Below are 12,198 nucleotides of genomic sequence, written 5' to 3'. Positions count from 1 at the left end.
TCGCACCCGATCCGAGAGAAGGCATCCCATGACCTCCGCCATCCGTTTCACGCACCCGGGCCCGCCCGAGGTGCTGCGTCTGGTGCCGATCGCGCGGCCCGAACCGGCCGCCCACGAGGTGCGCATCCGCGTGCATGCGGCGGGGATCAACAACGCCGACCTGCTCGAGCGCCGGGGCCACTATCCGGTCCCTCCGGGGGCACCGGAAGGCCCCGGCCTCGAGTGCGCCGGCGTGATCGACGCGGTGGGTGCGGATGTCGACGGCTGGAGCATCGGCGACGAGGTGTGCGCCCTGCTCGCCGGGGGAGGCTACGCCGAGGAGGTCGTCGTGCCGGCGACGCAGGTCATGCCGAAGCCGCGCTCCCTCACGATGGTCGAGGCAGCGGGTCTCCCCGAGGTTGCCTGCACGGTGTATTCCAATCTCGGCATGATCGCCGGTCTCACCGCCGGGCAGACCGTGCTCGTGCACGGCGGAGCGGGCGGGATCGGCTCGTTCGCGGTGCAGTGGGCGAAGGCGATCGGCGCCAGAGTCATCGCCACGGCGGGCAGCGACGCGAAGGCGGCGGCGGCCCGCACGTTCGGCGCAGACGTGGCCATCAATTACCGCGATGAGGATTTCGCCGCGGCCACGCTCGCCGCCACGCACGGACGCGGCGCCGACGCCATCCTCGACATCGTCGGCGCTCCGTACCTCGAGCGCAACATCGAGAGCCTCGCCCTCGACGGCCACCTCGTGATCATCGGAGGGACGACCGGGCCGACGACGCTCGACCTGTGGGAGCTGATGTCGCGCCGGGCGAGCGTCTCGGCCACGCTCCTGCGCGCACGCCCGGCCGCGCAGAAGGCCGCGATCGTCTCCGGTGTCATCCGCGACGTCCTCCCGCTCGTCGACAGCGGTGCGATCCGCGGCGCCGTGGATGCCGTCTTCCCGCTCGCCGAGGCCGGCCGTGCGCATGCGCTGCTGGAGAGCGGGACGACCGTCGGCAAGGTCGTGCTCGACGCGACCGCCGAGCGACTCTGACGGCACGCGCATGGACCGCCCGCCCGAACCGAAGCCCGCGACGGGTGACCGCCCCGTCCCGAACGATCCTGCGCACGACCGCATCTGGGCGCCGCTCGCCGTCCCGATCTTCCGCGCACTCTGGATCACCGCGCTCGTCAGCAACATCGGCACCTGGATGCAGACCGTCGGTGCGCAGTGGTTCATGGTCGAGCAGCACACGCATCCTCTGCTCATCGCCCTGATCCAGACGGCATCCGCCGCGCCCGTGCTGCTGCTCGGCATCCCGGCCGGGGTGCTCGGGGAGTTCCTGAACCGCCGATCGCTGCTCATCTGGATGCAGACGCTGCAGGTCCTCCTGAGCGCTGCTCTGGTGACTCTCACCGCGACCGGCGAGATGACGCCGTACCTGCTGCTGATCATCACCCTCCTGCTCGGCGGGGCGACCGCGGTGCAGTTGCCGGCGTACCAAGCCCTTGCGACCGAGATCGTGCCGGTGCGGCTGGTGCCGATGGCGGCGTCGCTGAGCGCGGTCTCGGTCAACATCGCCCGCGCGATCGGTCCCGCGATCGCCGGAGTACTGCTGTCGGGTTTCGGCGTCGCCTTCGTGTTCGGCATGAACCTCCTCTCGTTCGCCGCGTTCCTCGTCGTGCTCGTCACCTGGCGCACCTACCGTCCGGATGCGCGACAGGCCGAGCGGTTCGTCGATGCGGCACGCGCGGGAGTCCGCTACGTCACCCGCGCCGCCGTCGTACGACGCATGTACGTGCGGCTCGGGGCGTTCGTCGTGCCCGGCAGCGTTCTCTACGCGCTCCTCCCCCTCATCGCGACCGAGCGGCTGGGGCTCGACTCCGCCGGCTACGGACTGCTGCTGGCGGGGATCGGCGTCGGATCGATCGGCGCGGCCTTCCTCATGCCCGTGTTCCGTTCGTGGGGAGCCAACCGCACGGTGCTCGCGGCATCCGTCCTCTTCGGCGCGGCCACCATCGGCGTCGCCCTCTCGCCGACGATCGTGCTCGCCCTGCCCCTTCTCGCCCTCGCCGGTGCCGCGTGGATCGGCGTCGTCGCAACGCTGAACGGCGCGGTGCAATCTTTCCTGCCGGTGTGGGTGCGGGCGCGGGGCCTCTCGGTGTACCAGATGGTGCTGTACGGCTCGATGGCGGCGGGCGGGCTTCTCAGCGGTGTGGTCGCCGGCTGGGTCGGTGCCACCGCGGTGACCGCCGCCGCGGGCGTGGTCACGCTGCTGGTCGCGGCCTCGCAGCTCTTCTGGCCGCTGCTCGAGACCGCCGACAAGAAGCGAGAGACGTTCGCGCTCCCTCTCGCCGAAGCCTCCGTGGACGTCGATGGCACGAGCCCCACCCTCGTTCTCGTGCGCTACGACGTCGCGCCCGAGAACGTCGATGCCTTCCGCGCTCAGATGCGCCTCGTCGAGCATAGCCGGCGGCGCACGGGCGCGCGCACCTGGGCGCTCTACCAGGACCGCGAGGACGGCGGCTGGGTCGAGGCCTTCGGTGTCGGCAGCTGGGACGAGCACCTGCAGCAGCACCGAGCACGACTGACCCGCTACGACCAGACGGTGATCGAGACGGCGGGCGCGCTCGCGAACTCGGTGGAGGTCGAGCATCTGGTCGAGACGGCGGATGCCGCAACTCCCCGCCGCGCCCATCATGCGGGCGCTGCGCACCACTCCCCACCCTACCCCGCCGCGCCCTCATGAGAGGGCCCTCCCGGACGCTCCGCGAGCTCACCGCCGTCACTCCCTCGCCCGGTTCCTGGGTCGCCGCGACCCAGGCGATGCTCGCGGTCGTCCTGCCCGCCGTCGTGTTCACCGCCGCCGGCGCCGCATCGCTCGGTCTGCTCGCCTCGTTCGGCGCTCTCGTCGTCATGTACCTCTCCGGACGCAGCCGTCGCGAGCGCGCGGCCAAGCTCCCCGTGATCGCGGCGGGCTTCGTCCTGGGATCCCTGCTCGGAATCCTCACCGGCGATTCCCTCACCGCGAGTCTGCTCGCGATCGGCGCTGTCGCGATCGCGTTCTCCTTCCTGAGCCTCGCCGTCGATGTCGGCCCGCCGGGAGCGATCTTCCCCGTCCTGACGACGGGGTCGATGGGGCAGCTCACGGCGCCCGCCTCGTCCGGTGGGGCCGCGATGGACCCCGGCGTCGTCCTGGCGACGATCGTCGTCGGGATCCTCGCGGGCTATGCCGCGGTCGTCGCTCCGCTGCTCGTCCCCGCGGTGCGGCGACGCGATGCCCTCGCCCCGGCGGATCATGGCTGGACGTTCACCTTCACGCCGGAGTCGGCGCGCATCCTCGCACGGCTCACGATCGGGATCCTGCTCGCCCTGCTCGTCAGCGCCGCGCTCGGTCTGCACCACGCGGCCTGGGTGCTGCTCGCGGTGCTCGGCATCCTCCAGAAGGATGCCGACGTGCACCGCGGCACGATCAGGATGGCGCAGCGCGTGCTCGGAACCGCCCTGGGCGGCGCACTCGCGCTGCTCTTCCTCCTCTGGACACCGGAGCGACTGGCGCTGCTCACGATCGTCGGCGTGCTCGTGTTCGGCTTCGTGGCGCTGGTGCGACGCAATCTGCTCTTCGCATTGATGCTGGTGACGCCCATGGCGCTCCTGCTCGTCACGGGTGGAGACCGTGACCGCCTGCTGGAATCGGTGCTCGCGCGCGTCGGCGACACGGCGATCGGAGCGGTGGTCTACATGCTCGTCCTCGGTGCTGTGCTCCTGAGCCGCCGCGCGGGTCGGCGCCTTCCCGCCTCCCCGACGCACACGAAGGGGGCGGTGTGACCTTTCGGTCGCACCGCCCCCTTCGTCCGGTGCTCAGCGCAGCGGGGTGATCCCCTGCGCCCCGCGCGGGAACGTCGTGAGGATCGCCGGGTCGATGTTGAGATGCGCAGACACGAGCTGCGGCGGAACGTGCGAGAGCCAGTTCGTGAGCGAGATCTCCTCGTACTTGTCGGTGCGGAACACCTCGAGGAACTGCAGCACGTCATCACCGGTGTTCTCGATGTAGTGACCGAAGTTCTTGCGCACGACGCCCACATCGCCCGCGCGGAAGTCGGTCGTGTTGGCGTGCGGCCCCGTGTTGAACACGGTCATACGGGCGGAGCCGCGCAGGTAGTACTGCCATTCATCGGCGTTCGGGTGCCAGTGCAGTTCACGCATCGAACCGGGCTCGACCGTCACGAGCGCCGCGGCGACGGTGGACGAGTACTTGTAGTTGGTGGAGTCCGCGATCTGGATCGACCCGCCCGAGTTCTCGTAGAACGGCTTCGACCGCGAGAGGCGGAAGATCACCGGCTCCATGCCCCACTCGACGCCCGCGGCGGCCTGATCGACCTCGAGGGCCGGCGGCTCGTCACCGGGGAAGATCCAGAGGTTGTGCAGCGGGATGTCGGAGAACACCTCCTGCGCCACGCCGAAGTTCTTGGCGAGCACCTCGGGAGGCGTGTGCGCGAACCAGTCGGTGAGCAGCAGCGTGTTCGATTCGGACTGGTCGCCGTCGTCGAACGCGAGCACGAACTCCGCGCCGTCCGGACCCAGTCCCTGCAGGGAGTGCGGGGTGCCGGCCGGGAAGAACCATAGGTCGCCCTCCTCCACGTCCTCGACGGCGGGAAGACCCGAACGGCTCAGCGTCGTGACGCGCGCCTTGCCCCGGGTCATCACGGCCCATTCCGCGGTCTGGTGCCAGTGCAGCTCGCGGATGCCGCCGGGCTCCAGGTACATGTTCACCCCGGCGATCTCGTCGGAGATGTGGAAGTCCTGCTTCGTGAGCTCCCGCGCCCACCCGCCGCGCTGCACGCGCCGCGGGGAGATGTTGAACGACGACCAGAAGAACGGCTGCGTGCTGATGTCGGTCGCCGGAGCGTGCATCTGATTGGGGAACTGCGACTCGATGACCTCGTTCTGCGGCCCGCCCATGGTGTTGCTCTGCGGACGGTCGGCGATGTTCACCTCGCCCTCCTGCGGCAGGTCGGGGTTCCCGAGTGACGGGACCTCGTGCCCCAGCTCGGCGTTCTCGGACGTGTCCATGCGGTGCTCCTTCGTGATGGTTCCGGACGATACCGAGGAGTCTGCTCCTTGGTCCCTCGCCGGTACACACCCCCGTGACGAATCGGTTCTCGACTCTCGTCGGACGGGGTCGATCCCGCACGGCGCTTGCATGGGGGCATCCCTGGAGGTCTTCATGTCGTCATCGACCGTTCGCACGCCCCGCCCCTATCCCCTGCTCGAGAGCGCGCCCGCCGCTGCCGCGCTCGCCCTGGTCTCGGGCCTGCTCAATGCCTGGACGTTCGGGCAGATCGGCACCTTCGCGACCGTGCAGTCCGGCAATCTGCTCTCGATCGGCTACTTCATGGCCGAGGGAGACCCGTCGAGGGTGCTCGCGGCTGCGGCATCCGTCCTGTCGTTCGCCCTCGGCTCGTTCCTCTGCACGCTCGTCGTGCTGTGGCGAGCGCGAACCGGGCGCGGGTACTCGGTCGAGGTGCTGCTGTGCGAGGTGATCGCGCTCGCCGCGCTCGCCCTCGCGAGCGGCACGGGGGCGGTGGGGCCGGAGTGGATCGCCGGCGCGATCAGCTTCGTCGCCGGCGTGCAGGGCAATGCCTTCCACCGCGAGACCGGCATGCTCTACGGCAACATCGCCGTCACCTCGGTGGTTCAGATGGCCGCGAGCCTTCTCGCTCGAGCCGCGGGGAGGACGATCGCCTCCGACGGCGAGCCCCACCTGCGTCCGGCGGCGGCCTACACCTCGGTGCTCGTGGCGTTCGCTGCCGGCGGCGGCATCGGATTCGCCCTCGATCGGGCGTGGTCATGCGCGTCGATCGTCGGTGCCGCAGCGGTCCTCGGCATCCTCCTCATCGTCGCCCGCTCCGCGCACGGTGCGGTCGATCCCTCTCAGAACGCGCCGACCCCGTGACATCCCTCCTCGACACCTGTCTGGTCGAGTCCGGACGCACGCCCTAACCGGCGGCCACCGGAGGAAGGGAGAGTGGAGCCATGACAGACACCCCTGAGACCGAGGGCCGCGAACGGATCCTCACCGCCGGGACCACGGCACCCGACTTCACGCTGCGCGTCACCGCCGATCAGTCGCTGCGACTCGGTGAACTCCGCGGCGCGCCGGTGGTCCTCGCCTTCTACCCCGCCGACTGGAGTCCGGTGTGCGGGGATGAACTCTCCGTCATCAACGCCGCGCTGCCGATGCTCCACGAGGGCCGCGCGCAGGTCGTCGCCGTGTCGGTCGACAACGTGTGGTCGCACGAGGCGTTCTCCTCCGCGCACGGGCTGCACTTCCCGCTCCTCAGCGACTTCGAACCGAAGGGCGCGGTCTCCCGCCTCTACGGCGCCTACGACGACGGCACCGGTGAGAGCCGTCGGGCCCTCTTCGTGATCGACGCGGCGGGCGTGATCGCCTGGAGCTATCTCTCCCCCGTCGCCCTCAACCCCGGCGTCGACGGCGTGCTGGACGCGCTCGACGCTCTCACCCCGGATGGAAGGAGAGGATGATGTCCTCGCTCCGCATTCCCGTCTCGACCGACGACCACAGCACCGGACCGGACGACGCCCCCGTCGTGCTCGTCGAATACGGCGACTACCAGTGCCCCTACTGCGGCGAGGCGTACCCGGTCGTGAAGAATCTCCTCGCCGAACTGGGCGACCGCGTGCGCTTCGTGTTCCGCAACTTCCCGCTCGCCGAGATGCATCCCGAAGCGGTCGATGCGGCATTCGTGGCGGAGTTCGCCGCATCGCACGGCGCTTTCTGGGAGGTGCACGACCTGCTGTACGAGAACCAGTCCCGACTCGGATCGCCGCTCTACGCCGAGATCTGCGCGAAGCTCGCCCTCCCCGTCGCCGATCTGCGCGCGGCGGTACAGGAGCAGCGGTACCTGGCGCGCATCCGCGCGGACGAGGAGAGCGGCATCCGCAGCGGCGTGAACGGCACGCCCACGTTCTTCCTGAACGGGGAGCGGCTCGACGGCGGCACGGCCGAGCTGCCGGACGCCCTACGCGCGGCGGTGCAGCGCGCGTCCTGAGCGTCGCATTGCGCACACCGCGCAGTGCGCTCAGCGCGCGATGCGTCGCATCCGCAGCGCCGCCACCACCGTGACGACCGCCACGAGCACGACGAAGACCAGCAGCACGACGAGTTGCGGCACCACCGTGAGGGCAGCACCGATCGCCAGCACCGGGACGGCGAGACCGCAGTAGGCGACCAGGAAGATCGCGGCGAGCGTCTCGCCCCGACGACCCGGCTCGGCGATCTCGGATGCCGTGGCCAGGGCGCACTTGAACAGCGCTCCCACGCCCGCACCGGCGACCACGCCACCAACCAGGAACAGGACGAACGACGGCAGCACGGCGCCGAGCGCGATCGCCGCGAGACCGATCCCGCAGGCGAGTGCGGCGAAGAGCAGTTGCGAGCGCCGTGACACCCGGGCGAGGAGCACCTGGGCGGCGGCCGCGGAGCCGAAGACGAGGAAGACCGTGACACCGGCGACGAGGTGACGGGTCTCGCCGAAGGTGCCGACGAGCAGTGTCGGGGCGAGCGAGGTGAACAGGCCGAAGAGGGCGAACCCGGCGAAGGCCGCGAACCCCGCCGCCACGAATGCTCCGCGCGACGACGCGGGAACCGCGATCCGCTGCGGCCGGTACTGCCGGTGCTGCGGCGCGACAGTCTCGGGCACGAGCGCCACGGCGATGGCCAGACAGATCAGCACGATCGCGAACACGGTGTGCGGCAGATGCAGCGGATCGGGGAGGTAGTCCGCGAACACCCCTCCGATGAGCGGCCCGAGCGCGAGTCCCCCGAGGTTGGCCCCGCCGGCCACCGACGCCGCGACGATCGCGTTCTCGTCGGGTCGGGCTCGAGCGCGCAGCTCGCCGAGGTGCGCGGTGGCGGTCGCCGTGAGGATGCCGATGCTCACGCCGTTCACCACGCGCGCGACGAGGAGACCGGCGACGTCGGTGAAGACCATGAAGAGCACGGCGGAGAGCGCCGAGACGAGGATGGCGATCACCAGCATCCGCCGGCGCCCCATCCAGTCGCTCACGTGACCGAGCAGGAACAGGCTCGCGACCACTCCGACCGCGTAGGCGGCGAAGACCACCGTGACCACCGACACGGGGAATCCATCGAGCTGCTGGTACAGCGGATACAGCGGCGTCGGCACGGTCGAGTACGCCATCACCAGCAGGAAGGCGACGGCGACGACCCAGAACCCGGTCGCTCGGCCGGCAGGAGCTTCGATATCGGTCACAGCGCTCATTCTGTCAGCGCACGGCGTCGGCGGCGTCGACGATCAGCCGGGCGACATCGCCGGGGTGGGTGTGCAGCACGAGATGCGGACCGGGCAGTTCCACGAGCTCGCGCACGCCCGCCCGGTCGAGTCCGAAGCGCACCGCCTCGGGGTTGATGAGGCGGTCGGCGGTCGCCACGACGCCCCACGACGGTCGGTCGCGCCAGGCGGCGACCGTCGCGGGTTCCGCCAGCACCTCCGCGTCGAGCGGGCGCTGGGTGACGGCGAGCACGGCGGCCTCGTCTGCGGGGATGCCGAGGGCCGTGAGGAAGGGGAACTCCTCGATCCTCACCGAGATCTCCGCGGCATCGGCTTCTCCGGGCACGGGATAGGCCGCCTCGTCGAAGTACGGCATCGCCTCCGGGTCCGGGAAGCGGCGGTGCACGTCCTGCGCGCTCTCCCCCACCTCGAGCACGTACCCCTCGATGAAGACGAGGCCGCGGACGTTCGCCGCATCGCCGGCGACACCCGCGACCGTGGCACCGTACGAGTGCCCGACGAGCAGCACCGGGCCATCGATCCGTTCGACGAAGGAGCGCACGTACGCGGCATCCGCGGCGAGGCTCCGATTCGAGATCGCCGGCACCCGTACCTCGAGGCCCTCGCCGAGGAGCCGCATCGCGACCGGCGACCAGCTCGCCCCGTCCGAGAACGCTCCGTGCACCAGCACGACCGTGGGCTTGATGGCCATCTCACACTCCCTTGCGCCGGATCTCCGGCTCTCTTCCCCGACGCTACGGCAGAGGAGGCTCGGCCCTTTCCGACCGCTTGTCGTCAGTGCATTGGACGACTGTCGAGTGCGCCGTGCTCGACCTCGCGGAGGAACGCACCGACGACCGCGTTGAACGCCTCGGGGTTCTCGAGGAACGGGAAGTGCGAGGAGGCGATGTCGCGCGGGAAGACGTGCACGCGAGCGCCGGGGATGCGTTCCGCCAGCCACCGCTGCGACTCCGGGGGCACATGGCTGCCGTCGCATCCGATCACGAGGGTGGGGACGCGGATTCCGCGCACCACGTCACGCCAATCCTGGGTGCCGTGATCGATGAGCAGGGGCACCGCGGCATGCGGCGGCGTGCGGGCGACCTCGCTCATGACGAAGGACCAGAGCTCCTCGTCCACCGGGCCGGAGAACATTCCGCGCACGAACGCCCGCACCGCGCTCTCGCCCTCCGGACCGGCAACGGCATCGGCCAGGGCCACGAGGCCGTCGACGGGCAGGATGCTCCCCGCCCGCACGCGCTCCTCCTCGCTCATCCAGGACTGCGCGATGACCGCGGCGGGCTGGTCGACGACGACGAGGGAGCGCACGCGCGCGTCACCGAAGAGTTCGAGGTACGACCAGGCGACGGATGCACCCATCGACCACCCGAGCAGATCGACGCGATCCACGGCGAGCGCCTCCAGCACATCGCGCAGGTCGGCGGCGAAGCGGGCGATGCGGTAGCCGTGGGTCGGCGCCTCCGAGCCTCCGTGCCCGCGCATGTCGAAGCTGATCACGCGGCGAGCGCCGAAGCCGGTGAGCTGGTGGCGGAACATCTCCTGCGATTGCGACCAGCCGTGCAGGAGCAGCAGGGGGACGCCGTCACCTCCGGTGTCGTGGGCACGGAGCACGACACCGTCGCTCGTGGTCACCTCGATGCGGTGAGCGCTCATCGGATGTGACCCGCATTCTCCCAGTAGGCGGCGAGCTTGAGCCCGAGGTGCAGGGCGCTGCGCTGCATGCCGTCGTCGAGGGCGTCGCGCACCACCTGGGGCATGTTCTCGAGCCGGTAGTACAGCGTCGTGCGGTGGATGTGGAGCACCTCGCACACCTGTCGCACGTGCCCGGCGTTGTCGAGGAGCGCCTCGACGGTCTGCCGGCGCAGCGGGTCGGCGTCGTGCACGAGGGCGAAAGCGGCGGGCGAGTACCAGGAGAGTCGTCGGGGGTCGGTGAGGACGTCGGAGATCAGCAGCCAGGGACCGACGTCATCGGCGTGCAGGCTTCTGCCGAGTTCCGGGAGGAGCTCTGCGACGGTGGCGGTGGCGATGGCCCGCTCGGCGACGGGATGCAGGTCGTTGTCGGCGTCGGAGAGCCCGGCCGCGCCGATGGCGCGCAGGAGCACTCCCGCGCGCTCTGCCTCGGCGATGACGGCGGCGTCGAGGCGCTCGGTCTCGCCGCGGCGGCCGAGGAACAGCAGCGCCGCGCCGATCTCGCCGATCAGCACGAGCGCGGACCGAGTGGCGCTCTCGACGGCGCGGCCGAGTGCGGCCCGCTGGACGACGCCCGTGTCGTGGCCGATCGCGACGGCCCGCACGAGGGTGTCGGCGTCGCGGGTGACGCCGTGCGCGCGCACCGCCATGCTCAGAGCATCGCGACGGGCGATGGGGTCGGCGGCCAGCAGCGAGCGCATCACTCCGTCTCGGGCCGTGAGCGCGGTGTTCTCGGTCTGGGCGGCGAGGACGGTGCGTACGACGTCGACGGCCACGTCCAGGGCGCGGAACTGCTCCTCGCGCAGCGGAGGCAGTCCGCCGGTGATGAGCCACAGGATTCCCAGGAGGGTGTCGTCCGACCAGATCGGAACCGCGAGGCGCTCATGGGCGCCGAACTCCGCGAGGTCCACGGTCCGCGGCCTCCGGGACTGCGTCAGGCGCAGGCTCTCGACGTACGCCCGTTCCCGCGGTGGAGTGACCCGACGCAGGAGTGCACGTGCACGGAGCTCGTCGATCTCGTCGCCCTGCGCGCTGGCGACGATGGGGCGGAATGCGGGGTCGTTGATGACGATCGAGCGGTCGAGTGTCTCGGCGAGCTCGTCGACCAGGTCCTGCAGGTTCATGCCCGCCACGCGTCCGGGTACGGTGAGGAGGTCGCCTCCGGATGCCGCGGGGTGATGGTCATGCTGCTCCTCCCGGCCTGCGTCGTCGGGCCTCGCGCCCGACGCTACGGGAGCGAGGGCGAGCGCTGGGAGGCCCGCGTCGTCCCACCCACCGCTCATGGTCATCGCGCCGCCTCCACGGCATCGGCGCCGATTCCGCCGGGCAGTTGATCGGCCAGTCGGGCGAACACGGCGGCGGTGACGGCGCCCGGCGGTGCCGAGAGCACCGTGAGCTGATACCCGGGCATGCTGCGCACCGCGAAGTTCTGGGCGTCCACCGGGATCTCCCCCACTCCCTCGACGAGGATGTGGAACGTGGCATCCTCGGGGCCGGACACGTCGTGCCGCGCCCAGATGCGCACGAAGTCGGGATCCGACGACAGTTCGGCCACGATCTCCCGCAACCGAGGAGACTGCGGTACGGCGTCGCGTCTCAGCGTGGCGACGGCTGCGCGGCTCATCGCCTCCCACTCCACCAGCGTCTCCTTCATGCGGGGCACGAACAGATGACGCAACTGATTCCCGCCTGCAGAGAGACCGCCGTGCCCGAACACGGTCGCGAGAGGGTTGGCGGCGACGATGTCGCGGTGCGGATCGGTCACGTACGCCGGGGTGTGCGTCCAGGCGGACAGCGCGCGCACGATGCGGTCGGCCGAGTCCCGGGGAACGGGAACGGGGGTGTGCAGCCGTCCCGAGACGAGGCGGAAGGCGTAGGCGGTCGCCTCGTGGTCGAGCCGGAGCGCCCGGCAGAGCGACAGGAGCACCTGGTCGGAGGGGCGGGCACCGCGGCCCTGCTCCAAGCGCAGGTAGTACTCCCTGCTGATCCCGGCCAAGGCGGCGACCTCGTCGCGACGGAGGCCCGTGACCCGCCGTCCGGGGGTGGGAACGATCCCTACGTCCTCGGGCTGGGTGACGGCGCGGCGGGCGCGGAGGTACTCTCCGAGAGAGGTCGATGCATCGTCCACGGGGCGGGCTCCGGTCGTCGAGGGGGTGGGGCGTCTGCGACGCTACCCGCGCCCGAGGAAGCGCACATCACCCGCCC

The 12,198-nt window shown here is 70.8% G+C and carries 12 protein-coding genes; 6 read left to right on the top strand and 6 right to left on the bottom strand.

Annotated features, from left to right (window positions below):
- Nucleotides 1-28: 28 nt before the first annotated feature.
- Genes KZC52_RS00850 through KZC52_RS00840 form a run of 3 tightly spaced genes read left to right on the top strand, consistent with a single transcriptional unit; the run spans nt 29 to nt 3,796 of the window.
- Complete coding sequence (locus tag KZC52_RS00850) at nt 29-1,021, top strand: NAD(P)H-quinone oxidoreductase (RefSeq protein ID WP_247622186.1); 993 nt, start codon at nt 29-31, stop codon at nt 1,019-1,021.
- 10 nt (nt 1,022-1,031) lie between these two features.
- Nucleotides 1,032-2,717, top strand: a complete 1,686-nt coding sequence (locus tag KZC52_RS00845; protein ID WP_247622185.1) for an MFS transporter — start codon at nt 1,032-1,034, stop codon at nt 2,715-2,717.
- Nucleotides 2,714-3,796 carry an FUSC family protein gene (locus KZC52_RS00840; RefSeq protein ID WP_247622184.1) on the top strand — a complete coding sequence of 361 codons (1,083 nt, stop codon included), beginning with the start codon at nt 2,714-2,716 and terminating at the stop codon, nt 3,794-3,796. Before KZC52_RS00845 ends, KZC52_RS00840 begins: the two co-directional genes overlap by 4 nt.
- Before the next feature lie 33 nt (nt 3,797-3,829).
- Here the strand turns inward: KZC52_RS00840 and KZC52_RS00835 are convergent, their stop codons facing one another.
- Nucleotides 3,830-5,041 carry a cupin domain-containing protein gene (locus KZC52_RS00835; protein WP_247622183.1) on the bottom strand — a complete coding sequence of 404 codons (1,212 nt, stop codon included), beginning with the start codon at nt 5,039-5,041 and terminating at the stop codon, nt 3,830-3,832.
- 130 nt (nt 5,042-5,171) lie between these two features.
- Between KZC52_RS00835 and KZC52_RS00830 the strand changes: the two genes are divergently transcribed.
- From KZC52_RS00830 to KZC52_RS00820, 3 genes are all read left to right on the top strand, one after another.
- Entirely contained in the window at nt 5,172-5,924 is a 753-nt protein-coding gene (locus KZC52_RS00830) for a YoaK family protein (RefSeq protein ID WP_247622182.1), read from the top strand.
- 80 nt (nt 5,925-6,004) lie between these two features.
- Nucleotides 6,005-6,514 carry a redoxin domain-containing protein gene (locus tag KZC52_RS00825; RefSeq protein ID WP_247622181.1) on the top strand — a complete coding sequence of 170 codons (510 nt, stop codon included), beginning with the start codon at nt 6,005-6,007 and terminating at the stop codon, nt 6,512-6,514.
- The gene (locus tag KZC52_RS00820; protein WP_247622180.1) at nt 6,514-7,041 is read left to right on the top strand and encodes a DsbA family protein; all 528 of its coding nucleotides are present in this window, start codon (nt 6,514-6,516) and stop codon (nt 7,039-7,041) included. Before KZC52_RS00825 ends, KZC52_RS00820 begins: the two co-directional genes overlap by 1 nt.
- 30 nt (nt 7,042-7,071) lie before the next feature.
- Here the strand turns inward: KZC52_RS00820 and KZC52_RS00815 are convergent, their stop codons facing one another.
- The 5 genes from KZC52_RS00815 to KZC52_RS17505 form a co-directional block, all read right to left on the bottom strand.
- The gene (locus KZC52_RS00815) at nt 7,072-8,274 is read right to left on the bottom strand and encodes an MFS transporter (RefSeq protein WP_281731213.1); all 1,203 of its coding nucleotides are present in this window, start codon (nt 8,272-8,274) and stop codon (nt 7,072-7,074) included.
- 4 nt (nt 8,275-8,278) lie between these two features.
- Nucleotides 8,279-8,995, bottom strand: coding sequence for an alpha/beta hydrolase (locus tag KZC52_RS00810; RefSeq protein ID WP_247622178.1), 717 nt, complete (start codon nt 8,993-8,995; stop codon nt 8,279-8,281).
- A gap of 83 nt (nt 8,996-9,078) precedes the next feature.
- A complete protein-coding gene (locus KZC52_RS00805; protein ID WP_247622177.1) occupies nt 9,079-9,957 on the bottom strand; it encodes an alpha/beta fold hydrolase in 879 nt (292 codons plus the stop codon).
- Nucleotides 9,954-11,282 carry a PucR family transcriptional regulator gene (locus tag KZC52_RS00800; protein ID WP_247622176.1) on the bottom strand — a complete coding sequence of 443 codons (1,329 nt, stop codon included), beginning with the start codon at nt 11,280-11,282 and terminating at the stop codon, nt 9,954-9,956. The genes KZC52_RS00805 and KZC52_RS00800 overlap by 4 nt, the downstream gene beginning before the upstream one ends.
- On the bottom strand, nt 11,279-12,121 hold the full coding sequence (locus tag KZC52_RS17505; RefSeq protein WP_247622175.1) for a helix-turn-helix domain-containing protein: 843 nt from the start codon (nt 12,119-12,121) through the stop codon (nt 11,279-11,281). The genes KZC52_RS00800 and KZC52_RS17505 overlap by 4 nt, the downstream gene beginning before the upstream one ends.
- Nucleotides 12,122-12,198 lie beyond the last annotated feature (77 nt).

Source organism: Microbacterium galbinum (assembly GCF_023091225.1).
GTDB lineage: Bacteria > Actinomycetota > Actinomycetes > Actinomycetales > Microbacteriaceae > Microbacterium > Microbacterium galbinum.
This window is presented reverse-complemented; position numbering and strand designations above follow the sequence as displayed.

What these genes read in the sequence shown, in the direction of transcription:
- KZC52_RS00850 (WP_247622186.1), top strand. Translation starts at nt 29, where the DNA reads ATGACCTCCGCCATCCGTTTCACGCACCCGGGCCCGCCCGAGGTGCTG.
- KZC52_RS00845 (WP_247622185.1), top strand. Translation starts at nt 1,032, where the DNA reads ATGGACCGCCCGCCCGAACCGAAGCCCGCGACGGGTGACCGCCCCGTC.
- KZC52_RS00840 (WP_247622184.1), top strand. Translation starts at nt 2,714, where the DNA reads ATGAGAGGGCCCTCCCGGACGCTCCGCGAGCTCACCGCCGTCACTCCC.
- KZC52_RS00835 (WP_247622183.1), bottom strand. Translation starts at nt 5,041, where the DNA reads ATGGACACGTCCGAGAACGCCGAGCTGGGGCACGAGGTCCCGTCACTC.
- KZC52_RS00830 (WP_247622182.1), top strand. Translation starts at nt 5,172, where the DNA reads ATGGGGGCATCCCTGGAGGTCTTCATGTCGTCATCGACCGTTCGCACG.
- KZC52_RS00825 (WP_247622181.1), top strand. Translation starts at nt 6,005, where the DNA reads ATGACAGACACCCCTGAGACCGAGGGCCGCGAACGGATCCTCACCGCC.
- KZC52_RS00820 (WP_247622180.1), top strand. Translation starts at nt 6,514, where the DNA reads ATGTCCTCGCTCCGCATTCCCGTCTCGACCGACGACCACAGCACCGGA.
- KZC52_RS00815 (WP_281731213.1), bottom strand. Translation starts at nt 8,274, where the DNA reads ATGAGCGCTGTGACCGATATCGAAGCTCCTGCCGGCCGAGCGACCGGG.
- KZC52_RS00810 (WP_247622178.1), bottom strand. Translation starts at nt 8,995, where the DNA reads ATGGCCATCAAGCCCACGGTCGTGCTGGTGCACGGAGCGTTCTCGGAC.
- KZC52_RS00805 (WP_247622177.1), bottom strand. Translation starts at nt 9,957, where the DNA reads ATGAGCGCTCACCGCATCGAGGTGACCACGAGCGACGGTGTCGTGCTC.
- KZC52_RS00800 (WP_247622176.1), bottom strand. Translation starts at nt 11,282, where the DNA reads ATGACCATGAGCGGTGGGTGGGACGACGCGGGCCTCCCAGCGCTCGCC.